The organism is Micromonospora sp. WMMA1363 (genome assembly GCF_030345795.1).
Classification (GTDB): Bacteria; Actinomycetota; Actinomycetes; order Mycobacteriales; family Micromonosporaceae; genus Micromonospora.
In genome coordinates, this window is sequence record NZ_JAUALB010000001.1 from 5,795,665 (window position 1) to 5,819,685 (window position 24,021).

18 protein-coding genes and 2 pseudogenes are annotated in these 24,021 nt (G+C 68.1%); 15 read left to right on the forward strand and 5 right to left on the reverse strand.

Annotated features, from left to right (window positions below; translation table 11 throughout):
* Window positions 1-575: 575 nt before the first annotated feature.
* Window positions 576-788, reverse strand: a complete 213-nt coding sequence (locus tag QTQ03_RS26935) for a hypothetical protein (protein ID WP_289280472.1) — start codon at window positions 786-788, stop codon at window positions 576-578.
* 561 nt (window positions 789-1,349) lie between these two features.
* Between QTQ03_RS26935 and ltrA (QTQ03_RS26940) the strand changes: the two genes are divergently transcribed.
* From ltrA (QTQ03_RS26940) to ltrA (QTQ03_RS26950), 3 genes are all read left to right on the forward strand, one after another.
* On the forward strand, window positions 1,350-2,696 hold the full coding sequence (ltrA, locus tag QTQ03_RS26940) for a group II intron reverse transcriptase/maturase (RefSeq protein WP_289278740.1): 1,347 nt from the start codon (window positions 1,350-1,352) through the stop codon (window positions 2,694-2,696).
* 557 nt (window positions 2,697-3,253) lie between these two features.
* Window positions 3,254-4,600 (forward strand): group II intron reverse transcriptase/maturase, encoded by a 1,347-nt coding sequence (gene ltrA, locus QTQ03_RS26945; protein WP_289278740.1) that lies wholly within the window; start codon window positions 3,254-3,256, stop codon window positions 4,598-4,600.
* A gap of 557 nt (window positions 4,601-5,157) precedes the next feature.
* Complete coding sequence (gene ltrA / locus QTQ03_RS26950; RefSeq protein WP_289278740.1) at window positions 5,158-6,504, forward strand: group II intron reverse transcriptase/maturase; 1,347 nt, start codon at window positions 5,158-5,160, stop codon at window positions 6,502-6,504.
* Between the two features lie 365 nt (window positions 6,505-6,869).
* On the opposite strand, the gene QTQ03_RS26955 is transcribed toward ltrA (QTQ03_RS26950), so the two are convergent.
* Together QTQ03_RS26955 and QTQ03_RS26960 are read right to left on the reverse strand one after the other, a co-directional pair.
* A complete protein-coding gene (locus QTQ03_RS26955) occupies window positions 6,870-8,075 on the reverse strand; it encodes an IS256 family transposase (RefSeq protein ID WP_289280776.1) in 1,206 nt (401 codons plus the stop codon).
* 237 nt (window positions 8,076-8,312) lie between these two features.
* Complete coding sequence (locus tag QTQ03_RS26960) at window positions 8,313-9,179, reverse strand: reverse transcriptase domain-containing protein (protein ID WP_353890653.1); 867 nt, start codon at window positions 9,177-9,179, stop codon at window positions 8,313-8,315.
* Window positions 9,180-9,270: 91 nt separating this feature from the next.
* Here QTQ03_RS26960 and QTQ03_RS26965 point away from each other — a divergent pair, with 91 nt between their 5' ends.
* The 6 genes and pseudogenes from QTQ03_RS26965 to QTQ03_RS26990 form a co-directional block, all read left to right on the forward strand.
* Entirely contained in the window at window positions 9,271-10,068 is a 798-nt protein-coding gene (locus tag QTQ03_RS26965) for a transposase (protein ID WP_289280474.1), read from the forward strand.
* Window positions 10,068-10,403 (forward strand): transposase, encoded by a 336-nt coding sequence (locus tag QTQ03_RS26970; RefSeq protein ID WP_289280475.1) that lies wholly within the window; start codon window positions 10,068-10,070, stop codon window positions 10,401-10,403. The genes QTQ03_RS26965 and QTQ03_RS26970 overlap by 1 nt, the downstream gene beginning before the upstream one ends.
* Window positions 10,400-11,326 (forward strand): IS3 family transposase, encoded by a 927-nt coding sequence (locus QTQ03_RS26975; protein ID WP_289277269.1) that lies wholly within the window; start codon window positions 10,400-10,402, stop codon window positions 11,324-11,326. Before QTQ03_RS26970 ends, QTQ03_RS26975 begins: the two co-directional genes overlap by 4 nt.
* Complete coding sequence (locus tag QTQ03_RS26980) at window positions 11,304-12,026, forward strand: transposase (protein ID WP_289281011.1); 723 nt, start codon at window positions 11,304-11,306, stop codon at window positions 12,024-12,026. The genes QTQ03_RS26975 and QTQ03_RS26980 overlap by 23 nt, the downstream gene beginning before the upstream one ends.
* Before the next feature lie 101 nt (window positions 12,027-12,127).
* The gene (locus QTQ03_RS26985) at window positions 12,128-13,333 is read left to right on the forward strand and encodes an IS256 family transposase (RefSeq protein ID WP_289280611.1); all 1,206 of its coding nucleotides are present in this window, start codon (window positions 12,128-12,130) and stop codon (window positions 13,331-13,333) included.
* Between the two features lie 43 nt (window positions 13,334-13,376).
* Window positions 13,377-13,487 (forward strand): annotated as a pseudogene (locus QTQ03_RS26990) (helix-turn-helix domain-containing protein); the annotation flags it as partial.
* A gap of 352 nt (window positions 13,488-13,839) precedes the next feature.
* Here QTQ03_RS26990 and QTQ03_RS26995 read toward each other — a convergent pair.
* Window positions 13,840-14,982, reverse strand: coding sequence for an IS701 family transposase (locus tag QTQ03_RS26995; RefSeq protein WP_289279559.1), 1,143 nt, complete (start codon window positions 14,980-14,982; stop codon window positions 13,840-13,842).
* Complete coding sequence (locus QTQ03_RS27000; RefSeq protein WP_289280476.1) at window positions 14,921-16,453, reverse strand: IS1380 family transposase; 1,533 nt, start codon at window positions 16,451-16,453, stop codon at window positions 14,921-14,923. Before QTQ03_RS27000 ends, QTQ03_RS26995 begins: the two co-directional genes overlap by 62 nt.
* Before the next feature lie 117 nt (window positions 16,454-16,570).
* On the opposite strand from QTQ03_RS27000, the pseudogene QTQ03_RS27005 reads away from it, so the two are divergent.
* From QTQ03_RS27005 to QTQ03_RS27030, 6 genes and pseudogenes are all read left to right on the forward strand, one after another.
* A pseudogene (locus QTQ03_RS27005) lies at window positions 16,571-17,224 on the forward strand (DUF5753 domain-containing protein); the annotation flags it as partial.
* 4 nt (window positions 17,225-17,228) lie between these two features.
* Window positions 17,229-17,411 (forward strand): DUF397 domain-containing protein, encoded by a 183-nt coding sequence (locus tag QTQ03_RS27010; RefSeq protein ID WP_289281012.1) that lies wholly within the window; start codon window positions 17,229-17,231, stop codon window positions 17,409-17,411.
* 458 nt (window positions 17,412-17,869) lie between these two features.
* Entirely contained in the window at window positions 17,870-19,402 is a 1,533-nt protein-coding gene (locus tag QTQ03_RS27015) for an autotransporter outer membrane beta-barrel domain-containing protein (protein WP_289280477.1), read from the forward strand.
* A 400-nt stretch (window positions 19,403-19,802) separates the two neighbouring features.
* The gene (locus tag QTQ03_RS27020; RefSeq protein ID WP_289280478.1) at window positions 19,803-21,377 is read left to right on the forward strand and encodes an autotransporter outer membrane beta-barrel domain-containing protein; all 1,575 of its coding nucleotides are present in this window, start codon (window positions 19,803-19,805) and stop codon (window positions 21,375-21,377) included.
* Window positions 21,378-21,556: 179 nt separating this feature from the next.
* Complete coding sequence (gene dxr, locus QTQ03_RS27025; protein WP_289280479.1) at window positions 21,557-22,768, forward strand: 1-deoxy-D-xylulose-5-phosphate reductoisomerase; 1,212 nt, start codon at window positions 21,557-21,559, stop codon at window positions 22,766-22,768.
* Window positions 22,768-24,018 carry a M50 family metallopeptidase gene (locus tag QTQ03_RS27030; RefSeq protein WP_289280480.1) on the forward strand — a complete coding sequence of 417 codons (1,251 nt, stop codon included), beginning with the start codon at window positions 22,768-22,770 and terminating at the stop codon, window positions 24,016-24,018. Before dxr ends, QTQ03_RS27030 begins: the two co-directional genes overlap by 1 nt.
* Window positions 24,019-24,021: the final 3 nt, after the last annotated feature.

Sequence of the window (24,021 nt, forward strand, 5' to 3'; positions counted from 1 at the left end):
GCGTACGGTGCGTATCCGAATGAAGGACCGTATACCGTTGTGCGAACCGTCGTTAGTAGGGCGGATATTCCGGCCAGCGCCATTATGCCGCACACGGCAGATGTTGTTGACGGTGGCGTAGCGCTCGGGTCCGATGATCTTTCGAAGCTTGGCCGTCCGCGTATTATGCCCAGCATGAGTACTGGCATCGGATGCTAGGAGGAGCAGTAGTGAGGTTTGTCGTTGCCTCTTCGTCCGAATCCAAGTCGGAACAGCTCTCTCTCCTGCTCGGAGGTCTTCCGGGGGTCGCCGTCCGGCGTGGATCTCTCGCGCAAGTGGGTGCGGGTTGCGATGCAGCGGTCGTGCACTACACGGTTGCACATGACCGCTACGGGGGGACGCCAATTCTTGGGCAGGCGCAAGTGCTACGGAATTCCAGGAACGACGGGGTTCCTCCGATAATTTTGGCCACCCCACCATTGGAAGCTGGTGCTGGAACGGGCACTGAGGGGCAAGCGGAGGTTGAGAACCATGCATCCCGGATGCTTCGGTCGGCCCTTGCTGAATGGGCAAGCTCTCCGCTTTACCCATCGGGATCAGCAGAAGCAGCGTGCGTGCTCCATGTCGAGGCCGCTGGGCTGGACTTCGGCGATCTCGGATCCATTGCCCGAGGTATTAGGCTGGCGATCGCGGGTCGTATCGGCGAATCCGCATAGGTAGCAGAGGGTGGCGGCCAGCTGTACCGATTCGTGGTTGGCTGCGGAGGTTGCCGTCACGGTTGCCGTCACGTACGTGCTATCAATGCCCATGCGTCGATGCTGATGCATCCATGGTGGCGGCGAAGGCGTGATCCGGTGGCGTGCCGCGTAGCGGTGCGGCGTCGATGTATGCCCGGCATGGGCGATTGCTTGGGGGTGAGAGTCCCCTGGGGAGAGAGGTGGTGCTTGCCCCGAGCCGGAGGCAACGGCGTCGTCGTGAGGCGGGGTCGGGAGGAAGCCCGAGGCGAAACCCTGCACCGAGGAACACGAACCGCGTAGTGAGGCGGGACGGTTTGGGTGAGTCGGCATCGCACGACGAAGCCCGTCACCATCGACAGGGCCGTCACGTAGACGCGGCGGGCGTAGGGGGAAAGTGGTCGTTCTTATCCGGGGAGGTCTGTCCGGGTGTCACCGCCGATGGTGGTGACCGTCTCGGCCGTGAGGGCGGGATGGACCGGGCAGAAGTCAGCAGAGGCCATAGTACCGGCGGGGATCGATGTTTCACGTCGGGAAGGGCCGAACGTTAGGTGAGGCGAAGGATCTGGTGTTGCTCGTGCCGGTCGCGGTGATCGCAGCCATCCCGCGGACGTGGGCTCATCGAGGGCGGCGACGGTGAGTCCGTCAAAGCCTGCGGTGGAGCGTAGCGGCCGGTCGGCGCGCATTGGGGAGAACGCCTTCGAGGCCGGGGAGCTGTCGTTGTGGGAGCAGATGCTCACGCCGCAGAATCTTGGCCGGGCGCTGAAGCGTGTGGAGTCCAATCGGGGTGCACCCGGTGTGGATGGCCTGGCCACGCACGAGCTTCGTGGGTGGCTACGTCAGCACTGGGGGCAGGTCCGGGCGGCTCTGGACGCGGGCACGTACCAGCCGCAGCCGGTACGCCGGGTGGTGATCCCCAAGCCCGGGGGCGGTTCGCGGAATCTGGGTGTGCCCACGGTGCTGGACCGGTTGATCCAGCAGGCGATCGCGCAGGTACTCACGCCGATCTTCGACCCGCATTTCAGCGGTGCCAGCTTCGGGTTTCGTCCCGGCAAGTCCGCCCACCGGGCGGTACGGGTCGCGCGGCGAGCGGTCGCTGACGGGCTGCGCTGGGTCGTCGATGTCGATCTGGACCGGTTCTTCGACCGGGTTCAGTTCGACACGCTGATGGCGCGGGTGGCTCGCAAGGTTGACGACCGTAAGCTGCTCAAGCTCATCCGCCGGTACCTGGAAGCCGGGGTGATGGTCGACGGGGTCAAACTGGCGACCGAGGAGGGAACGCCGCAAGGCTCCCCGCTCTCGCCGATCTTGTCGAACATCATGCTCGACGACTTGGACCGGGAGCTGTGGCAGCGCGGTCACCGGTTCGTCCGCTACGCCGACGATATTCGCGTGTTCGTGCGCAGCGAACGAGCCGCCCAAAGGGTGCTCGGCTCGGTCACGAAGGTGATCGAGGAGCGGCTCAAGCTCAAGGTGAACCAGGACAAGTCCTCGGTGCGCCCGGCTCCGAAGGCGACGCTACTCGGATTCGGGTTCTACTGTTCTAAATCTGAGGTCAGGATCCGGGTCGATCCCAAGGCGGTGCTGCGGCTCAAGCAGCGGCTGCGCCAACTGACCCGCCGAAACTGGCGGGTGCCGATGGGCAGGCGGATCGAGGAACTCAACGGGTTCATCCTCGGGTGGATGGGCTACTTCCGTCTGGTCGGCACACCCAGCGTGTTCCGTCGGGTGGATGCCTGGCTACACCGCCGGCTACGGCAGGTGCGCTGGAAGGAGTGGAAACTTCCGAAACGCAGAGTGCGGGCCCTCAAGTCGCTGGGGATCCCGACTGGCCAAGCCCACCAATGGGGCAACAGCCACCGGGGCCACTGGCGTATGGCGAGGTCGACCGCGCTCAGCGTCGCCCTGCCCGGTGCCTACTGGGACAACCTCGGCCTGCACCGGCTCTTCCAACTCTGGCAACGATTCAACCAAGCGGCTTAACGAACCGCCGGATGCGGGCCCGCATGTCCGGTGGTGTGAGAGGGGGTCGGGCGACCCGGCCCCCTACTCGATGTATGCCCGGCATGGGCGATTGCTTGGGGGTGAGAGTCCCCTGGGGAGAGAGGTGGTGCTTGCCCCGAGCCGGAGGCAACGGCGTCGTCGTGAGGCGGGGTCGGGAGGAAGCCCGAGGCGAAACCCTGCACCGAGGAACACGAACCGCGTAGTGAGGCGGGACGGTTTGGGTGAGTCGGCATCGCACGACGAAGCCCGTCACCATCGACAGGGCCGTCACGTAGACGCGGCGGGCGTAGGGGGAAAGTGGTCGTTCTTATCCGGGGAGGTCTGTCCGGGTGTCACCGCCGATGGTGGTGACCGTCTCGGCCGTGAGGGCGGGATGGACCGGGCAGAAGTCAGCAGAGGCCATAGTACCGGCGGGGATCGATGTTTCACGTCGGGAAGGGCCGAACGTTAGGTGAGGCGAAGGATCTGGTGTTGCTCGTGCCGGTCGCGGTGATCGCAGCCATCCCGCGGACGTGGGCTCATCGAGGGCGGCGACGGTGAGTCCGTCAAAGCCTGCGGTGGAGCGTAGCGGCCGGTCGGCGCGCATTGGGGAGAACGCCTTCGAGGCCGGGGAGCTGTCGTTGTGGGAGCAGATGCTCACGCCGCAGAATCTTGGCCGGGCGCTGAAGCGTGTGGAGTCCAATCGGGGTGCACCCGGTGTGGATGGCCTGGCCACGCACGAGCTTCGTGGGTGGCTACGTCAGCACTGGGGGCAGGTCCGGGCGGCTCTGGACGCGGGCACGTACCAGCCGCAGCCGGTACGCCGGGTGGTGATCCCCAAGCCCGGGGGCGGTTCGCGGAATCTGGGTGTGCCCACGGTGCTGGACCGGTTGATCCAGCAGGCGATCGCGCAGGTACTCACGCCGATCTTCGACCCGCATTTCAGCGGTGCCAGCTTCGGGTTTCGTCCCGGCAAGTCCGCCCACCGGGCGGTACGGGTCGCGCGGCGAGCGGTCGCTGACGGGCTGCGCTGGGTCGTCGATGTCGATCTGGACCGGTTCTTCGACCGGGTTCAGTTCGACACGCTGATGGCGCGGGTGGCTCGCAAGGTTGACGACCGTAAGCTGCTCAAGCTCATCCGCCGGTACCTGGAAGCCGGGGTGATGGTCGACGGGGTCAAACTGGCGACCGAGGAGGGAACGCCGCAAGGCTCCCCGCTCTCGCCGATCTTGTCGAACATCATGCTCGACGACTTGGACCGGGAGCTGTGGCAGCGCGGTCACCGGTTCGTCCGCTACGCCGACGATATTCGCGTGTTCGTGCGCAGCGAACGAGCCGCCCAAAGGGTGCTCGGCTCGGTCACGAAGGTGATCGAGGAGCGGCTCAAGCTCAAGGTGAACCAGGACAAGTCCTCGGTGCGCCCGGCTCCGAAGGCGACGCTACTCGGATTCGGGTTCTACTGTTCTAAATCTGAGGTCAGGATCCGGGTCGATCCCAAGGCGGTGCTGCGGCTCAAGCAGCGGCTGCGCCAACTGACCCGCCGAAACTGGCGGGTGCCGATGGGCAGGCGGATCGAGGAACTCAACGGGTTCATCCTCGGGTGGATGGGCTACTTCCGTCTGGTCGGCACACCCAGCGTGTTCCGTCGGGTGGATGCCTGGCTACACCGCCGGCTACGGCAGGTGCGCTGGAAGGAGTGGAAACTTCCGAAACGCAGAGTGCGGGCCCTCAAGTCGCTGGGGATCCCGACTGGCCAAGCCCACCAATGGGGCAACAGCCACCGGGGCCACTGGCGTATGGCGAGGTCGACCGCGCTCAGCGTCGCCCTGCCCGGTGCCTACTGGGACAACCTCGGCCTGCACCGGCTCTTCCAACTCTGGCAACGATTCAACCAAGCGGCTTAACGAACCGCCGGATGCGGGCCCGCATGTCCGGTGGTGTGAGAGGGGGTCGGGCGACCCGGCCCCCTACTCGATGTATGCCCGGCATGGGCGATTGCTTGGGGGTGAGAGTCCCCTGGGGAGAGAGGTGGTGCTTGCCCCGAGCCGGAGGCAACGGCGTCGTCGTGAGGCGGGGTCGGGAGGAAGCCCGAGGCGAAACCCTGCACCGAGGAACACGAACCGCGTAGTGAGGCGGGACGGTTTGGGTGAGTCGGCATCGCACGACGAAGCCCGTCACCATCGACAGGGCCGTCACGTAGACGCGGCGGGCGTAGGGGGAAAGTGGTCGTTCTTATCCGGGGAGGTCTGTCCGGGTGTCACCGCCGATGGTGGTGACCGTCTCGGCCGTGAGGGCGGGATGGACCGGGCAGAAGTCAGCAGAGGCCATAGTACCGGCGGGGATCGATGTTTCACGTCGGGAAGGGCCGAACGTTAGGTGAGGCGAAGGATCTGGTGTTGCTCGTGCCGGTCGCGGTGATCGCAGCCATCCCGCGGACGTGGGCTCATCGAGGGCGGCGACGGTGAGTCCGTCAAAGCCTGCGGTGGAGCGTAGCGGCCGGTCGGCGCGCATTGGGGAGAACGCCTTCGAGGCCGGGGAGCTGTCGTTGTGGGAGCAGATGCTCACGCCGCAGAATCTTGGCCGGGCGCTGAAGCGTGTGGAGTCCAATCGGGGTGCACCCGGTGTGGATGGCCTGGCCACGCACGAGCTTCGTGGGTGGCTACGTCAGCACTGGGGGCAGGTCCGGGCGGCTCTGGACGCGGGCACGTACCAGCCGCAGCCGGTACGCCGGGTGGTGATCCCCAAGCCCGGGGGCGGTTCGCGGAATCTGGGTGTGCCCACGGTGCTGGACCGGTTGATCCAGCAGGCGATCGCGCAGGTACTCACGCCGATCTTCGACCCGCATTTCAGCGGTGCCAGCTTCGGGTTTCGTCCCGGCAAGTCCGCCCACCGGGCGGTACGGGTCGCGCGGCGAGCGGTCGCTGACGGGCTGCGCTGGGTCGTCGATGTCGATCTGGACCGGTTCTTCGACCGGGTTCAGTTCGACACGCTGATGGCGCGGGTGGCTCGCAAGGTTGACGACCGTAAGCTGCTCAAGCTCATCCGCCGGTACCTGGAAGCCGGGGTGATGGTCGACGGGGTCAAACTGGCGACCGAGGAGGGAACGCCGCAAGGCTCCCCGCTCTCGCCGATCTTGTCGAACATCATGCTCGACGACTTGGACCGGGAGCTGTGGCAGCGCGGTCACCGGTTCGTCCGCTACGCCGACGATATTCGCGTGTTCGTGCGCAGCGAACGAGCCGCCCAAAGGGTGCTCGGCTCGGTCACGAAGGTGATCGAGGAGCGGCTCAAGCTCAAGGTGAACCAGGACAAGTCCTCGGTGCGCCCGGCTCCGAAGGCGACGCTACTCGGATTCGGGTTCTACTGTTCTAAATCTGAGGTCAGGATCCGGGTCGATCCCAAGGCGGTGCTGCGGCTCAAGCAGCGGCTGCGCCAACTGACCCGCCGAAACTGGCGGGTGCCGATGGGCAGGCGGATCGAGGAACTCAACGGGTTCATCCTCGGGTGGATGGGCTACTTCCGTCTGGTCGGCACACCCAGCGTGTTCCGTCGGGTGGATGCCTGGCTACACCGCCGGCTACGGCAGGTGCGCTGGAAGGAGTGGAAACTTCCGAAACGCAGAGTGCGGGCCCTCAAGTCGCTGGGGATCCCGACTGGCCAAGCCCACCAATGGGGCAACAGCCACCGGGGCCACTGGCGTATGGCGAGGTCGACCGCGCTCAGCGTCGCCCTGCCCGGTGCCTACTGGGACAACCTCGGCCTGCACCGGCTCTTCCAACTCTGGCAACGATTCAACCAAGCGGCTTAACGAACCGCCGGATGCGGGCCCGCATGTCCGGTGGTGTGAGAGGGGGTCGGGCGACCCGGCCCCCTACTCGATCCCCGGAAGTACGTAGTGAGAGTGTTTGACGATGGGATCGTCACGGCCCCGCTGGTCGATGGCCGGGGCTCGTGGTTGTCTCGGTGTTGGTGGGCGTGCGCGCGGGGCCGTAGGTCATAGCGCGTGCGCGCGGCCCGGCTCTGCCGGGCCGTCGTGGGGTCGGCCAGCGGCGCGGTGCCGGGATTGCTCTCGGTCCGTTTCCGCTGGCCGCCCGCCCGAACCGGACGTGCGCGTCTCCGCGCATCCGGCTCTGGGAGTGTCAAGTTAACGGCTGATCTTGGTTGTTGAGGTGGTCAGTTGTTGGCCGGGGTGAGCCGGCCTTCGAAGGCGATCTGGAAGGCGTTCAGTGGTGCTTTCCAGCGTATGGTCCAGCGTCGGCGGCCGGCTCCGGTCGGGTCGAGGCTCATCAAGGCCATGTAGACGCACTTGAGTGCGGCCTGCTCGTTCGGGAAGTGGCCACGAGCTCGCACGGCCCTGCGGATACGGGCGTTGACGGACTCGATCGCGTTCGTGGAGCAGATGACCTTGCGGATCTCCACGTCGAAGGCGAGGAACGGCACGAACTCCGCCCACGCGTTCTCCCACAGCTTCACGATCGCCGGATACTTACGGCCCCACGCCTCGGCGAACTCGAGGAACCGCTCGGTGGCGGCGTCCTCGGTCGCCGCGGTGTAGACCGGCCGCAGCGCTTTGGCGATCTTGTCCCAGTCCTGCCGGGCGGCGTAGCGGAACGAGTTGCGCAGCAGGTGCACCACACACGTCTGCACGATCGTGCGCGGCCACACCGTCTCCACCGTCTCCGGCAGTCCCTTGAGCCCGTCACAGACCAGCATCAGCACGTCGGCCACGCCGCGGTTCTTCAACTCGGTGAGCACGTGCAGCCAGTACTTGGCGCCCTCGCCGCCGTCACCGGCCCAGATACCGAGGATGTCGCGGTGGCCGTCGACGGTGACCGCCATCGCGAGGTAGATCGGCCGGTTCGCGACCTGACCGTCCCTGATCTTGACGTTGATGGCGTCGATGAACACGACCGGGTAGACCCGGTCCAGGGGCCGGTTCTGCCACTCGGCCATGCCGTCCATGACCTTGTCGGTGATCGTGGAGATGGTCTGCTTCGACACCTCAGCGCCGTAGACCTCAGCCAGGTGCGCGGCGATCTCGCCGTGGGTCAGGCCCTTGGCCGACAGCGACAGGACCATGTCGTCGACGCCGGTCAGACGCCGCTGCCGCTTACGCACGATCTGCGGCTCGAACGTCCCGGCGGCGTCGCGTGGGACCCGCACCTCGACCGGCCCGACGTCGGTGAGCACCGTCTTGGTCCGGCTGCCGTTACGGGTGTTCCCGCTACCCCGACCCGCCGGGTCGTGCTTGTCGTAGCCGACGTGGTCGGTGATCTCCCCATCCAACGCCGACTCGAGGACCCGCTTCGTCAGCTGCTGCAGCAGCCCACCCTCGCCGGTCAGCTTCAACCCGTCACCACGAGCCCGATCGACCAGCATCGCGATCAACTGCTCATCCGTGACCGCACCCACCGGCTCCACGGCCGGCTGTCCCACGGTGGTCTCGGTCGTCATCTGGCGTCTCTCCCTTGATCGGTCGATCAGCCGTTATTTGTACAGTCCCTCGGCCAGCGGCGCGGTGCCGGGATTGCTCTCGGTCCGTTTCCGCTGGCCGCCCGCCCGAACCGGACGTGCGCGTCTCCGCGCATCCGGCTCTCCGTGTGTCTTGCCCGTTGTTCACGTTGTGGTTGTTGCTGTGATGGTCCAGGGGTTGGGGATCTTGCTGCCGCGGTAGCGGTAGCGTTTGATCTTGACGCTGGCGGCGCCGTAGAAGGTGATCCCGTTGTGGGCGTATCGTCCGCCGTGGGTGAAGCGGTGGCGGATCTCCCGCCAGGAGATGGGGTGGTGCTTGCGGCGTATCCAGCCGCCGATGCGCTTCCAGGCGTGGTAGTCGATCTGCTGGAAGCAGCGGCTGGAGGAGCCGTGGCGGAAGTAGTTCGCCCAGCCTCGTAGCGACCGGCCGAGGGTCAGCAGGATCTCGTCGAGGTCGCGGTAGAGGGTTGACCTGTTCTTGGTGCACTCGCGTGTTCGGTCCCGCATGGCCTGCATGGCCTTGGTCGACGGGAAGGTGAACACGTAGGCCTTGCGGCTTCCTCGTTTGGTGCGGCGCACGATCGTGTGCCCGAGGAAGTCGAAGCCCTGGTCGATGTGCACCACGCGGGTCTTGTCTTCGGCCAGGCGTAGCCCGAGTGGGGCGATGACCTGGGCGATCTCATCGAGCAGCGCCTGGGCGTGATGTTGTTGGCCTTTGACGAGCACGACGAAGTCGTCGGCGTAGCGCACGAGCCGCCAGGTGGCCAGCCCGCGTGCCCGCCGCCGGTGCCGCTGGTTGCCGTCGCCGAAGGATTTCCACTGCCGGTTGAAGTGTTCATCCAGCGTGGACAGGGCGATGTTGGCCAGCAGTGGTGACAAGATCCCGCCTTGCGGGGTGCCCCGCCACGAGTTGCGGCGCGCCGGACAGCGTGGCGCCCCATCTCCAGTCCTCCAGGTATCCGGCGGTGAGCATGTTGCGCACCAGCCTCGTCCGTTCAGAGCGGATTTGATTCATCGAGGGTCATGAAGGAAAGGTGCGCCTGGCCTGCAAGGATGTGAGTGTCTACGTCATGTCCACAGCAGAGTCGGGTGCACCTTTCTGGTGAGTAAGAGTAGCGGGTGGGATCAGCGGCTGCAGGTCGCGGCGGGTGGGAAGGGTTTGGTCGGGCATGCCGGCGCGGTTTTGCTGCGGCGGTGCGCGGACCGGACCGGGCTGGCCTGGGCGTTGAACGCGGTGCTGCCTCGCGGTGCGGGGCCGGGGTGGTGGGACCGGGGCACGGTCTTGATCTGCCTGGCGACCGCGATCGTGCTCGGCGCGACCAGCATGTCCGACATCGGGCTGCTCGCCCATCAGGCGCTGGTGTTCGCCGAGCCACCGTCGGAAGCGACCGTGCGCCGTGCTCTGGCCGGCCTCGACGAGACCGCCCTGCGCCGGATCGCCAAGGCGCGGGCGAAGGCCCGCGCCCGGGTCTGGGAGCTTCTCGAGCGCCGGCCGCAGGGGTTTCCGTGGCTGCTGGTGGCGGGCAAGCTGCTGACCGGGTGGGTGGTCATCGATCTGGACGCCACCCTGATCACCGCTCACTCCGACAAGCAGGGCGCGGCGGCCACGTTCAAGAAAGGCTTCGGGTTCCACCCCCTCGGGGCGTGGTGCGCGAACACCAGCGAGAGCCTGGCCATGCTGCTGCGGCCGGGCAACGCCGGCTCGAACACCGTGGTTGATCACATCCGGGTGTTGGGTGAGGCGGTCGCCCAACTGCCGGTCAGATACCGGCGCAAGATCCTGGTGCGGGTCGACGGGGCCGGCGCCACCCACGACCTGGTGACCCACCTGGAGCAGATGAACCGGCTGTGGCGCAGTGAGCCACCCCCGCTTTCATGGAGTTTCTTGACCATGGTCTGATGGCCGTGGGGGAGGAAGTATCCGTGGCAGCACCGAAGAAGTACCCCGATGAGCTCCGTCAGCGCGCTGTGCGCTTGTACCGCGAATCGGACCCGAAGCCGGTGATCCGGCGCTTGGCCGAGCAGCTCGGCGTGCATCACGAGGCGCTCAGGAACTGGATCCGTCAGGCCGAGGCTGACACGGGTGAGCGTCACGACCGGCCGACCAGCGAGATGGTCGAGGAGAACCGCCGGCTGCGCAGGGAGGTCACCGAGCTGCGGCGGGCCAACGAGATCCTGAAAGCGGCGAGCGCGTATTTCGCGGCGGAGCTCGACCCGACCCGGCGACGGTCATGACGTTCATTGATGAACACCGTGACCAGTTCGCGGTCGCGCTCCTGCTACGGGTCCTGAACATCGGCGCTTCGACCTACTACGCGTGGGTCAAGCAGGCCGAGGCGCCCTGCGACCGCGACGTGGTCGACCTGGGCCTGATCTCCAACATTCACGAGATCTGGGAGACCTCCGGGCGCACCTACGGCGCGGACCGGGTCCACCGCCAGCTACGCCGCGACGGCATCTACGTGGGTCGCAAACGCGTCGAGCGGCTGATGACGCAGCAGGGCTGGCAGGGCGCGTTCCTGCGCCGCGGCTGGCGCGGCGGCTCCACGCGGCAGGACCCACGGCACACACCGGCGCCGGACCTTGTCGGGCGGCAGTTCACCGCCACCGGGCCGAACCGGCTCTGGGTCGCCGACGCCACCCGCATCCCCTGCGGCGAAGGCGTGTTCTGGCTCGCCGCGGTCCGCGACGTCTTCTCCCGCCGAATCGTCGGCTGGAAGACCTCCAACCGCTGCGACACCGACCTGATCCTCGCCGCCCTCGAATACGGCATCTGGTCGCGCGACGTCCGCGACGGCCAGTTGATCCACCACTCAGATCGCGGGTCGAACTACACATCGTTCCGGTTCGCGGAACGCTTACAGGACAACGGGATCCTGCCCTCGATGGGCTCCGTCGGCGACAGCTACGACAACGCCCTGATGGAGAATTTCTGGTCGACGCTGAAGATCGAACTCGTCTACCGCACGAGCTGGCGGACCCGCGACGAGGCCGAGAACGCGATCTTCGCCTACATCGACGGCTGGTACAACACCCGCCGCATCCAGAAGGAACTGGGCTACCTCAGCCCGAACGAGTACGAGACCGCCTGGCACACCCACCAGAGGCAACCAGCCGAACCACCTATCGCCACCCCTGCGCCAGCCGGCAGCAGGTAACCACCGCTCCAGCAAAGCGGGGGAAGCTCACAGCGTGAAGTTCACTGTCGGCTGGACGATCACCGACGCCGACGAGACCGCGATCGCCGTGCTGCCCGCCGATGCCTGGACCAGCAGCCTCGAACCCGACGGTAATGCCACCGATCAGGCGCAGGTCGCCGAGCTGACCGGCCTCAACCAGCGGGTCGGCAACTGGATCGACGGGCTACGGCTGATCGTGCGGCGGACCAGACCGTCCACCCGACACGTCAGGAACCTAACCGACCTGGAGAAACGTACCGGCTGGCGGTACGCGATCGTCGCCACCAACATCCGCCGCATCCACGGCGTGGCCGGCTCTCACCAGCCGCAATGGCTCGACGTGCTGCACCGTTCGCACGCCGGAGTGGAAGATCAGGTGCGCACGAACAAGGCCATGGGCCTGCGAAACCTGCCCTCGAAGGCCTGGACCGTCAACCGCGGCTGGGTCCTAGCCGCGAACATCGCCGCCGATCTGGCCGCCTGCACCCGACTGCTCGGCCTGCACGACCAGCCCGACCTCGCCGACGCCGAACCCGGCACCCTGCGCTACCGGCTGCTGCACCTACCCGCCAAGCTGGCCAGCCACGCCCGCCGGAAGATCCTGTCCATCCCCGACACCTGGCCCTGGGCTGAGGCGTTCCAACTCTGCTGGCACCGGGACTGTACAAATAACGGCTGATCGACCGATCAAGGGAGAGACGCCAGATGACGACCGAGACCACCGTGGGACAGCCGGCCGTGGAGCCGGTGGGTGCGGTCACGGATGAGCAGTTGATCGCGATGCTGGTCGATCGGGCTCGTGGTGACGGGTTGAAGCTGACCGGCGAGGGTGGGCTGCTGCAGCAGCTGACGAAGCGGGTCCTCGAGTCGGCGTTGGATGGGGAGATCACCGACCACGTCGGCTACGACAAGCACGACCCGGCGGGTCGGGGTAGCGGGAACACCCGTAACGGCAGCCGGACCAAGACGGTGCTCACCGACGTCGGGCCGGTCGAGGTGCGGGTCCCACGCGACGCCGCCGGGACGTTCGAGCCGCAGATCGTGCGTAAGCGGCAGCGGCGTCTGACCGGCGTCGACGACATGGTCCTGTCGCTGTCGGCCAAGGGCCTGACCCACGGCGAGATCGCCGCGCACCTGGCTGAGGTCTACGGCGCTGAGGTGTCGAAGCAGACCATCTCCACGATCACCGACAAGGTCATGGACGGCATGGCCGAGTGGCAGAACCGGCCCCTGGACCGGGTCTACCCGGTCGTGTTCATCGACGCCATCAACGTCAAGATCAGGGACGGTCAGGTCGCGAACCGGCCGATCTACCTCGCGATGGCGGTCACCGTCGACGGCCACCGCGACATCCTCGGTATCTGGGCCGGTGACGGCGGCGAGGGCGCCAAGTACTGGCTGCACGTGCTCACCGAGTTGAAGAACCGCGGCGTGGCCGACGTGCTGATGCTGGTCTGTGACGGGCTCAAGGGACTGCCGGAGACGGTGGAGACGGTGTGGCCGCGCACGATCGTGCAGACGTGTGTGGTGCACCTGCTGCGCAACTCGTTCCGCTACGCCGCCCGGCAGGACTGGGACAAGATCGCCAAAGCGCTGCGGCCGGTCTACACCGCGGCGACCGAGGACGCCGCCACCGAGCGGTTCCTCGAGTTCGCCGAGGCGTGGGGCCGTAAGTATCCGGCGATCGTGAAGCTGTGGGAGAACGCGTGGGCGGAGTTCGTGCCGTTCCTCGCCTTCGACGTGGAGATCCGCAAGGTCATCTGCTCCACGAACGCGATCGAGTCCGTCAACGCCCGTATCCGCAGGGCCGTGCGAGCTCGTGGCCACTTCCCGAACGAGCAGGCCGCACTCAAGTGCGTCTACATGGCCTTGATGAGCCTCGACCCGACCGGAGCCGGCCGCCGACGCTGGACCATGCGCTGGAAAGCACCACTGAACGCCTTCCAGATCGCCTTCGAAGGCCGGCTCACCCCGGCCAACAACTGACCACCTCAACAACCAAGATCAGCCGTTAACTTGACACTCCCGGATCTGGCGGTACGAGACCGGTCAGGTCCCCATGCACCCGAACGACGTGGAGGCCATGTGCCGCGTCTACGGGGCGCCCCGGGAGACGATCGAGACGATGCGGGCGTTGGCCTCGATTCGTCAGAGGGTTTTGATCCCTCGCCGTCCGTTTCGGTTTGACCGTTTTGTTCCATGCGGTTGGGGGTCGGGGTCGGCGCGTGTCGCTGCGCGGGCGCCGGTTCTCCAGGTCCGGGTGGTTTCTCTGCTGGTAGGGCCGGGGGGACGGGTCAGGTCGGCGGGGGTATCAGGCCTAGTACTGCAACGGCGGGTCGTGACTTATGGCGGTTTGAGTCGTTTGCGGTAGTGGGCGGCTCGGGCTTGTTCCTGGCGGCGACGGCGGAAGTCGGACCAGCGCAGGATGTGGTCGGCTCGACGGCGGGTGGTCAGGACGAGGTGGGCGAACAGGCGGCGGATTTCGTTGCTGCTCAGCGGGATCTGGCTGCGCTCGTTTGCGGTGGTGCCCCCTTTGCGGCTTCGAGGGCGCGGGTGACGACGAGGAACGCGGCGGCGGCCATCGCGAGGGTGATGTGGGCGTACCAGGCGTCGTAGCGGCGGACCTGGTACTGGTCCAGGCCGACCTCGTTCTTCGCGGTCTGGAACGATTCCTCCACCGACCAACGGCTACCGGCGACCCGCACCAGGTCGCGTAGTCGGGTGCCGCGGGGGCCGAAGCAGACGTAGTAGGCGATGTCGCCGGGATCCGTGATCGAGCGTCGGGCCAGGACCCAGCCGCGGCGGCCGTGGGCAAAGGTGCGGCGGATCGGCAGCCGAGCCCAGTCGTAGCGGCGCGGCCCGTGCGCGCCGTCACCACACGACAGTCGTTGCCACGCGCCCGCACGCACCCTGCCGATCAGCTCGTCGACACCGGTGGTGGTGTGCAGCCCGGAGGGCACCCGATCGTCGCGTCGGGTGGCCATCACGTACGCGATGTCCCGATCCTCCAACCAGCCCCGCAGGCCAGGGTTCTGCCCGTAGGCCTCATCGGCCGTGAACCACGAAAACGGCACCCCCGCGGTGACCGCCCGCTCCAGCATGGCCTGCGCCTGCTGCGGCTTGGTCGCGAACCCGACGGCGTCCGGGATCGCCGAGCGCCGGCACCGGTCCCGATCACCGGTCCACGACTTCGGCAGGTACAACTCCCGATCGATCAACGCCCGACCCCGCGGCGTGGCGTAGCACAGGAACGTGCCGATCTGGCAGTTCTCGGTCTTGCCCGCCGTACCCGAATACTGCCGTTGGACCCCCGCCGACGCACGGCCCTTCTTGACGAACCCCGTCTCGTCAGCGATGAGCACCCCGGCCGCATCGCCGATCTGGTCCACCACGTAATCGCGCACGTCATCGCGGACCGCGTCCCGGTCCCACGCCGCGCTGCACAGCATGCCCTGCAACCCGTCCGGCGACACATGCCCAGCCTGCTCCGCGAGGGTCCAGCCGTTACGCCGCTCCAACGGTGCCAGTAGCCCCCGCACATACGCCCATGCCCGCCGCCGCGGCTCCACCCGCTCAAACCGATGCGCGAACCGGAAGAACAACTCCTCCAACCCGGCATCCCACGACCCGACCACCCGCGCATCCACCACAACCAACCAACGAATGATCAGCACCCGAAGCTACGACCCGCCGTTGCAGTACTAGGCGGTGCCAGCAGAGTTGGAACGCCTCAGCCCAGGGCCAGGTGTCGGGGATGGACAGGATCTTCCGGCGGGCGTGGCTGGCCAGCTTGGCGGGTAGGTGCAGCAGCCGGTAGCGCAGGGTGCCGGGTTCGGCGTCGGCGAGGTCGGGCTGGTCGTGCAGGCCGAGCAGTCGGGTGCAGGCGGCCAGATCGGCGGCGATGTTCGCGGCTAGGACCCAGCCGCGGTTGACGGTCCAGGCCTTCGAGGGCAGGTTTCGCAGGCCCATGGCCTTGTTCGTGCGCACCTGATCTTCCACTCCGGCGTGCGAACGGTGCAGCACGTCGAGCCATTGCGGCTGGTGAGAGCCGGCCACGCCGTGGATGCGGCGGATGTTGGTGGCGACGATCGCGTACCGCCAGCCGGTACGTTTCTCCAGGTCGGTTAGGTTCCTGACGTGTCGGGTGGACGGTCTGGTCCGCCGCACGATCAGCCGTAGCCCGTCGATCCAGTTGCCGACCCGCTGGTTGAGGCCGGTCAGCTCGGCGACCTGCGCCTGATCGGTGGCATTACCGTCGGGTTCGAGGCTGCTGGTCCAGGCATCGGCGGGCAGCACGGCGATCGCGGTCTCGTCGGCGTCGGTGATCGTCCAGCCGACAGTGAACTTCACGCTGCGCCACAGCCGGTTCATCTGCTCCAGGTGGGTCACCAGGTCGTGGGTGGCGCCGGCCCCGTCGACCCGCACCAGGATCTTGCGCCGGTATCTGACCGGCAGTTGGGCGACCGCCTCACCCAACACCCGGATGTGATCAACCACGGTGTTCGAGCCGGCGTTGCCCGGCCGCAGCAGCATGGCCAGGCTCTCACTGGTGTTCGCGCACCACGCCCCGAGGGGGTGGAACCCGAAGCCTTTCTTGAACGTGGCCGCCGCGCCCTGCTTGTCGGAGTGAGCGGTGATCAGGGTGGCGTCCAGATCGATGACCACCCACCCGGTCAGCAGCTTGCCCGCCACCAGCAGCCACGGAAACCCCTGCGGCCGGCGCTCGAGAAGCTCCCAGACCCGGGCGCGGGCCTTCGCCCGCGCCTTGGCGATCCGGCGCAGGGCGGTCTCGTCGAGGCCGGCCAGAGCACGGCGCACGGTCGCTTCCGACGGTGGCTCGGCGAACACCAGCGCCTGATGGGCGAGCAGCCCGATGTCGGACATGCTGGTCGCGCCGAGCACGATCGCGGTCGCCAGGCAGATCAAGACCGTGCCCCGGTCCCACCACCCCGGCCCCGCACCGCGAGGCAGCACCGCGTTCAACGCCCAGGCCAGCCCGGTCCGGTCCGCGCACCGCCGCAGCAAAACCGCGCCGGCATGCCCGACCAAACCCTTCCCACCCGCCGCGACCTGCAGCCGCTGATCCCACCCGCTACTCTTACTCACCAGAAAGGTGCACCCGACTCTGCTGTGGACATGACGTAGACACTCACATCCTTGCAGGCCAGGCGCACCTTTCCTTCATGACCCTCGATGAATCAAATCCGCTCTGAACGGACGAGGTTGGCCCGGGAGACCAAGGCGCACGGCTGGTGGCACAGCTACGGCTCGGCGATCAAGGACTGGTTCAAGCTGTACGTCGGCTTGGAGGCCGCCGCGACCAGAATCCGTCACTACGAGGTCAACCTGGTGCCGGGACTGTTGCAGACCGTGGAGTACATGACGGAGGTGATCGCCACGGACAATCCGCAGCTCACCGAGGCGGAACGCCGGGCGAAGGTCGACGTTCGCCTGCACCGGCAGCGTCTCCTGGCGCGGGCCATCCCCCGGGCGCCCCACCTCGACGTGATCCTGAACGAGGCGGTGCTGCGGCGGCCCTTGCGGAGTCGGCCGGCGATGGTTCGCCAACTCGAGGCGTTGGCCGTGGCCGGCCAGCGGCACAACGTCGGCATCCGGGTGCTGCCGCTGAGCGCCGGTCTGGTCCGCTGGGCGCAGGCGGGCACCTTCACGATGCTGGAATTCCCCACCGACGTGCGGGAGCCCGAGCCGACCACCGTCTACATGGACGGGCCGTGCGGGGCGGTCTACCTTGACAAGGCCCACGAGATCCAGACCTACGAGGACGCCTGGCGCTCGCTCGGCGAGCGGGCGCGAGGTGCTGACGAGTCCCGTGAGCTGATCACGGCGATTGCGAGGGAGATGACCGATGAGACGTGACGGGGTGTGGCGCAAGTCGTCCCGGTCCGGCGGCGAGGGTAACTGCGTGGAGGTGGCGGCGTTCGCCGCCGCGGTCGGGGTGCGGGACAGCAAGGACCGGCCGGGGCCGGCGCTGAGCTTCGGCCCGGCGGCGTGGACGCGGTTCGTCGCCGCCACCCGGGTCGGCCGGTTCGACAACCGGCCCTGAACGACACCGGTGTAAGCCCAGCGGGCCGCCGTTCGGGGTGCGGATGTTCGGGGAGGACACCACCAGGACGGCGGCCTGCCGCGCTCGCGCTGAGCTGCGGTGCGCTGCGGCGCGGCGCGGGTCGGCGGGCTTCCGAGGGTTGGGTGGGGTCGGAGGGCTGAGGGGTCGGCGGTTCGGGTGGTGGACGGGGCGACTCCGCAAGGGTGGCGACCGCGTTCGCCGGTTTCGTCTTACACGGCGGCCATGTCGCCTTTCGGAGCATTCTTCGTATCTCCTGCTTTATATAAGCAATTTTCGCCTATGGTGCCTTTCGAGTGGTTGTCACTCGCCGGGAGTGGCCTGGGCGCGTCTGTGGCCCGTGGCGACGACTCCTGTCCATATCTGGGAAGGACCACAAGGCCATGATGGTGCACCGTTTGGAACACACACCTGGGGCGGAGGGGCCGCCGGGGCGCCGTGTGCGGTCGCGGCGATGGCGGCTGGCTGCCGCGCTGACCGTGGTGACCAGTGCGAGTCTCGTCGGTGGAAGCCTGGGCTCCGCCGCCGCCAGCCCGGTTCCGCAACCGGGTCGTTCGGATCCGTTGGTCGACGGGGTTCGTCGGCCCGCCGTTGTCGAGGACGCCCGTGGCGTCCGGGTCGACGACCGCCACGACCGGGGTGGGGAGCGCCGGAGGGGGGCGATCCTCCCGGAGCTGATGCGGGTCCCCCACACCCTGTCGGACCTGGGGTTGCGCCTCGGCGTCGTCCCGGACCTGGCGCGGGTCCCCGGCCCCCGAGTGGAGCTCGACGGGCAGGGGCGGCCCGTGCCGTGTGACGTGGGGCAGTTGATCAATGAGATCAGCCTCGCCAACGCGGCGGGTGAGGGCATCCTCGTCCTCGCCCCCGACTGCACCTACACGCTCACCGACGGTCAGGGCGGCAGCGGTCTCCCGCCGATCACCGGGCGGCTCACCTTCATCGGTCGGGACAGCACCATCGTCCGTGCGGCTGTCACCGAGAAGTTCCGCATCTTCACCGTCGAGAGTGGCGGCGTGCTCAGGCTCCGTCAGCTCACGGTCACCGGCGGCGACACCGACACCGACGGCGGTGGGATCCTCGTCCGGGACGGCGGCGCCGCGACCCTCGTGGACACCACCGTCACCAACAACACCGCCGAGGCCTTCGGTGGCGGCCTCGCCAACTACGGCCAAACCGGCGCCTTCCGGTCCACCTTCAACGGGAACCAGGCCAACCTGGGCGGAGGGCTCGCCAACTTCTACCTCGCCAGGGTCCTGCGTTCCACCGTGAGCAACAACAACAGCAGAAACGGCGGCGGCGGGGCCTACAACCAGGGCGCGTTTTCGCTCGACCGTAGCCGCGTCACCGGCAACTACGCCGGCGCCGCCGTCGGGTTCGGATTCGGCGGCGGGATCTTCAGCTTCCGGGAGGGCGCCACGATCGTGTCCAACAGTGTCATCGCCGACAACGTCTCGGCCGATGCCGGCGGGGGGATCGGCACCCTCTTCGAGTTCTCGACCGAGATCTCCAACACCATGATCACCGGTAACCGGGCCGGAAACGGCGGCGGCATGTACGCGGAGACCCGGCTCTTCATGACCTCCACCACGGTCGCCGACAACGTCGCCGTCGCCGGTGGTGGCCTCGACATCATCGGCATCGAGACCAGCGTCGACATCCAGGACAGCGTGATCGAAGGGAACCGGGCGACGGAGCGGGGCGGTGGCGGGTTCCGCAACCTCAGCGGCGTGGTCAACGTGGGGAACACTCTGATCGACGAGAACCAAACCGCCGCCGATGGTGGCGGCATCGCCAACGGGAACTTCGGCGTCGTGACCCTCACCGACACCACGGTGACGGAGAACACCGCTCCCGGGGACGCCCGGGACGGCGGCATCATCAGCTTCTCCGGCACCGTCACCGTCGACGCCGGGACTGAGATCTTCAACAACCGGCCCCGGAACTGCTTCAACGTTCCCGACTGCTTCAACTGACCGGCGTTACGCCCAGCACGCGAGGGGCCCGTCTCCCATCGGGAAGCGGATCGGCCGCCGTTCGAGGGGTGCGGATGTTTGGGGAGGACACCACCAGGACGGCGGCCTGCCGCGCTCGCGCTGAGGTGCGGTGCGGGTGGCGGGCTTCGGGGTTGGGTGGGGTCGGAGGGCTGGGGTCGGTAGTACGGGTGGTGGACGGGACGACTCCGCAGGGCTGGTGACCGTGTTCGTCCCCTTTTGGAGCATATTTCGCGTCCTTCGCCTTATGTAAGCAATTTTCGCCTACGGTGCTCTTCGAGTGGTTGTCACTCGCCGGGAGTGGCCTGGGCGCGTCTGTGGCCCGTGGCGACGACTCCTGTCCATATCTGGGAAGGACCACAAGGCCATGATGGTGCACCGTTTGGAACACACACCTGAGGCGAACCGGCCTCCGGCGCCACGCAAGCGATCGCGGCGATGGCGGCTGGCTGCCGCGCTGACCGTGGTGACCAGTGCGAGTCTCGTCGGTGGAAGCCTGGGCTCCGCCGCCGCCAGCCCGGTTCCGCAACCGGGTCGTTCGGATCCGTTGGTCGACGGGGTTCGTCGGCCCGCCGTTGTCGAGGACGCCCGTGGCATCCGGGTCGACGACCCCCACGACCGGGGTGGGGAGCGGCGGAGAGGGGCGATCCTCCCGGAGCTGATGCCGGTTCCCGGCGGCGTCCCGGACCTGGAGTCGCGCCTCGGCGCCGTCCCGGACCTGGCGCGGGTCCCCGGCCCCCGAGTGGAGGTCAACGGGGAGGGGCGGCCCGTGCCGTGTGACGTGGGGCAGTTGATCAATGAGATCAGCCTCGCCAACGCGGCGGGTGAGGGCATCCTCGTCCTCGCCCCCGACTGCACCTACACGCTCACCGACGGTCAGGACGGCAACGGTCTCCCGCCGATCACCGGGCGGCTCACCTTCATCGGTCGGAACAGCACCATCGTCCGTGCGGCTGTCACCGAGAAGTTCCGCATCTTCACCGTCGAGGGCGGCGGCGTGCTCAACCTCCGTCAGCTCACGGTCACCGGCGGCGACACCGACACCGACGGCGGTGGGATCCTCGTCCGGGACCGCGGCACCGCGACCCTCGTGGACACCACCGTCACCAACAACACCGCCGAGGCCTTCGGTGGCGGCGTCGCCAGCTACGGCGTCACCACCGTCTTCCGGTCCACCTTCAGTGACAACCGGGCCAACCTGGGTGGGGGGCTCGCCAACCACGGCACCACCACCGTCGCCAGCTCCACCGTGGAGAACAACAGCACCAGAAACGGCGGCGGCGGGGCCTACAGCGAGGGCCGTTTCGTGATGGACCGTAGCCGCGTCACCGGCAACTTCGCCGATGCCGCCGTCGGGTTCGGATTCGGCGGCGGGATCTTCAGCTTCCGGGACAGCGCCACGGTCGTGTCCAACAGCGTCATCGCCAACAACGTCTCGGCCAATGCCGGCGGGGGAATCGGCAGCCTCTTCGACCTCTCGACCACCATCTCCAACACCATGATCACCGGTAACCGGGCCGGAAACGGCGGCGGCATGTACGCGGAGACCCGGCTCACCATGACCTCCACCACGGTCGCCGACAACATCGCCGTCGTCGGCGGTGGCCTCGACATCATCGGCATCGAGACCAGCGTCGACATCCTGGACAGCGTGATCGAGGAGAACCGGGCGACGGAGCGGTCCGGTGGCGGGTTCCGCAACCTCAGCGGCGTGGTCAACGTCGGGAACACTCTGATCGACGAGAACCAAACCGCCTTCGACGGTGGCGGCATCGCCAACGGGAACTTCGGCGTCGTGACCCTCACCGACACCACGGTGACGGAGAACACCGCTCCCGGGGACGCCCGGGACGGCGGCATCATCAGCTTCTCCGGCACCGTCACCGTCGACGCCGGCACCCAGATCTTCAACAACCGGCCCCGGAACTGCTTCAACGTTCCCGGCTGCTTCAACTGACCAGCACCACGCCCAGCATGCGAGGGGCCCGTCTCCACCGGAATCGGCGGGGACGGGCCCCGTCATGCCCGGACGGTGGGAGACGCCGAAACCGACCGTCGTCCTGGTTGGCGCCGGCGGCGGCCGACGGCCCGGAGGCTCCCGGTGGGCGTTCGGCCGGGCTGGGGAAGAATGGCGGCGTGACTTCTCCCCGCGACCTCGTGCTGCTCGGCTCCACCGGCTCGATCGGGACGCAGGCCATCGACATCGTGCGGCGCAACCCGGACCGGTTCCGGGTGGTGGCGCTCGGTGCCGGCGGCGGCAACGCCGAGCTGCTCGCCGGCCAGGCCCTCGAACTGGGCGTCGAGGCGGTCGGCGTGGCGAGGGCGTCGGCCGCGCAGGACCTCCAGCTCGCCTTCTACGCCGAGGCGAGCCGCCGGGGCTGGGCCAGCGGCGACGTCAGGCTGCCGAAGATCGTCGCCGGGCCGGACGCGATGACCGAGCTGGCCCAGTGGCCCTGCGACGTGGTGCTCAACGGGATGGTCGGTTCGGTCGGGCTCGCGCCGACCCTGGCCGCGCTGCGCGCCGGGCGTACCCTCGCCCTGGCCAACAAGGAGTCGCTGGTGGCCGGTGGCCCGCTCGTGAAGGCCGCGGTGACCCGGCCGGGGCAGGTCGTCCCGGTGGACTCCGAGCACACGGCGCTCGCCCAGTGCCTGCGTTCCGGGTCCCGCCCCGAGGTGCGCCGGTTGATCGTCACCGCCAGCGGCGGCCCGTTCCGGGGCAAGCGGCGCGACGAGTTGACGCAGGTCACGCCGGAGCAGGCGCTCGCCCACCCGACCTGGAACATGGGCCCGGTTATCACGATCAACTCCGCCACGATGGTCAACAAGGCGCTGGAGGTGATCGAGGCACACGAGCTGTTCGACGTGCCGTACGCCGACATCACCGTGATGGTCCACCCGACCTCGGTGATCCACTCGATGGTCGAGTTCGTCGACGGCTCCACCATCGCCCAGGCCAGCCCGCCGGACATGCGACTGCCGATCGCGGTGGCGCTGGGCTGGCCCGACCGGGTCCCGGACGCCGCCGCCGCCGTCGACTGGACGACCAGCCACACCTGGGAGTTCGCGCCGCTGGACGACGCGGCGTTCCCGGCGGTCGCCCTCGCCAAGGCGGCCGGCGAGGCGGGGCGCTGCCGGCCGGCGATCTACAACGCCGCCAACGAGGAGTGCGTCGCGGCGTTCGTCGCGGGGCGGCTGCCGTTCCTCGGCATCGTCGACACCCTGGAGCGACTGCTGGCGGACGCCCCCGACTTCGCCGAACCAGGTACCGTCGAGGACGTGCTCGCGGCCGAGTCGTGGGCGCGCGCGCACGCGCAGACGATCATCGAGAAGTCGCTGAAAGGAGCTTGATGGCATACCTGCTCGGGGTGACGCTGTTCGCCCTCGCCATCCTCATCTCGGTGAGTCTGCACGAGGCGGGGCACATGCTCACCGCCAAGGCCTTCGGCATGAAGGTGACCCGCTACTTCGTCGGCTTCGGCCCCACCCTGTGGTCGTTCAAGCGGGGCGAGACGGAGTACGGGATCAAGGCCATCCCGCTCGGCGGCTTCTGCAAGATCGTCGGGATGACCCCGCAGGACGACGACGTGGACCCGGCCGACGAGCGGCGGGCGATGTGGCGGTTCCCCGTCTGGAAGCGGACGATCGTGATGTCCGCCGGGTCGGTCACCCACTTCGCCCTGGCCCTGGTGGCGCTCTGGATGATCGCGGTCACGGCCGGCCTGCCCAACCCGGACTTCCCGACCACCGAGGAGCAGGTCCGCCAGGAGCCGGCGGTGATCCGGCTCGCCGACTGCGTGGTGCCGGAGAACGTCGCCCGCGAGTGCACCGCCGCCGACCCGGTCAGCCCCGCCGCCGGGGCCCAGCTGCGCGACGGCGACCGGATCACCGCGGTCGGCGGTACGCCGGTCGCCAGCTACGGCGACCTGCTCACCGCGCTGCGCGCGCTGAAGCCGGGGGAGACCGCGCAGATCGCGTACGTCCGGGACGGCCAGCCGGGCACCGCGACCGCCACCCTCGGACAGACCCAGCGCCCGCCGCTGGACGACCCGCAGGGCACCGTCGGGCCGGTCGCCGCGCTCGGCGTCGGGCTCGTCCCCAGCACGCCAATCCGGGTCGAGTACGGCCCGGTCGCCGCGTTCGGCGCCACCGCCGACTTCACCGGCACCATGGCGGTCAACACGTTCGAGGCGTTGCAGCGGATCCCACAGAAGGTCCCGGCGCTGTGGTCCGCGATCACCGGCGGCGAGCGGGACATGGACACCCCGATCAGCGTGGTCGGCGCCAGCCGGCTCGGCGGCGAGGCGGTGGAGAACGACGCCTGGCTGCTGTTCTTCATGCTCTTCGTCTCGCTGAACTTCTTCATCGGCGTGTTCAACCTGCTGCCGCTGCTGCCGCTGGACGGCGGCCACATCGCCATCGCCTGGTTCGAGCGGGCCCGCTCCTGGGCGTACGCGCGGCTGCGCAAACCCGACCCGGGCCGGGTCGACTACCTCAAGCTCATGCCCGTCACGTACGCGGTGATCCTGATCGGTGGCGTGTTCACGCTGCTGACCATCACGGCGGACGTCGTCAACCCGATCACGCTCTTTTCAAGGTGAGTG

Coding starts and splice junctions, on each gene's coding strand:
- QTQ03_RS26985 (WP_289280611.1), top strand. CDS start 12,128: ATGCTGGTCGATCGGGCTCGTGGTGACGGGTTGAAGCTGACCGGCGAG.
- QTQ03_RS26970 (WP_289280475.1), top strand. CDS start 10,068: ATGGCCGTGGGGGAGGAAGTATCCGTGGCAGCACCGAAGAAGTACCCC.
- QTQ03_RS26975 (WP_289277269.1), top strand. CDS start 10,400: ATGACGTTCATTGATGAACACCGTGACCAGTTCGCGGTCGCGCTCCTG.
- QTQ03_RS27030 (WP_289280480.1), top strand. CDS start 22,768: ATGGCATACCTGCTCGGGGTGACGCTGTTCGCCCTCGCCATCCTCATC.
- QTQ03_RS26955 (WP_289280776.1), bottom strand. CDS start 8,075: ATGCTGGTCGATCGGGCTCGTGGTGACGGGTTGAAGCTGACCGGCGAG.
- QTQ03_RS26935 (WP_289280472.1), bottom strand. CDS start 788: ATGGGCATTGATAGCACGTACGTGACGGCAACCGTGACGGCAACCTCC.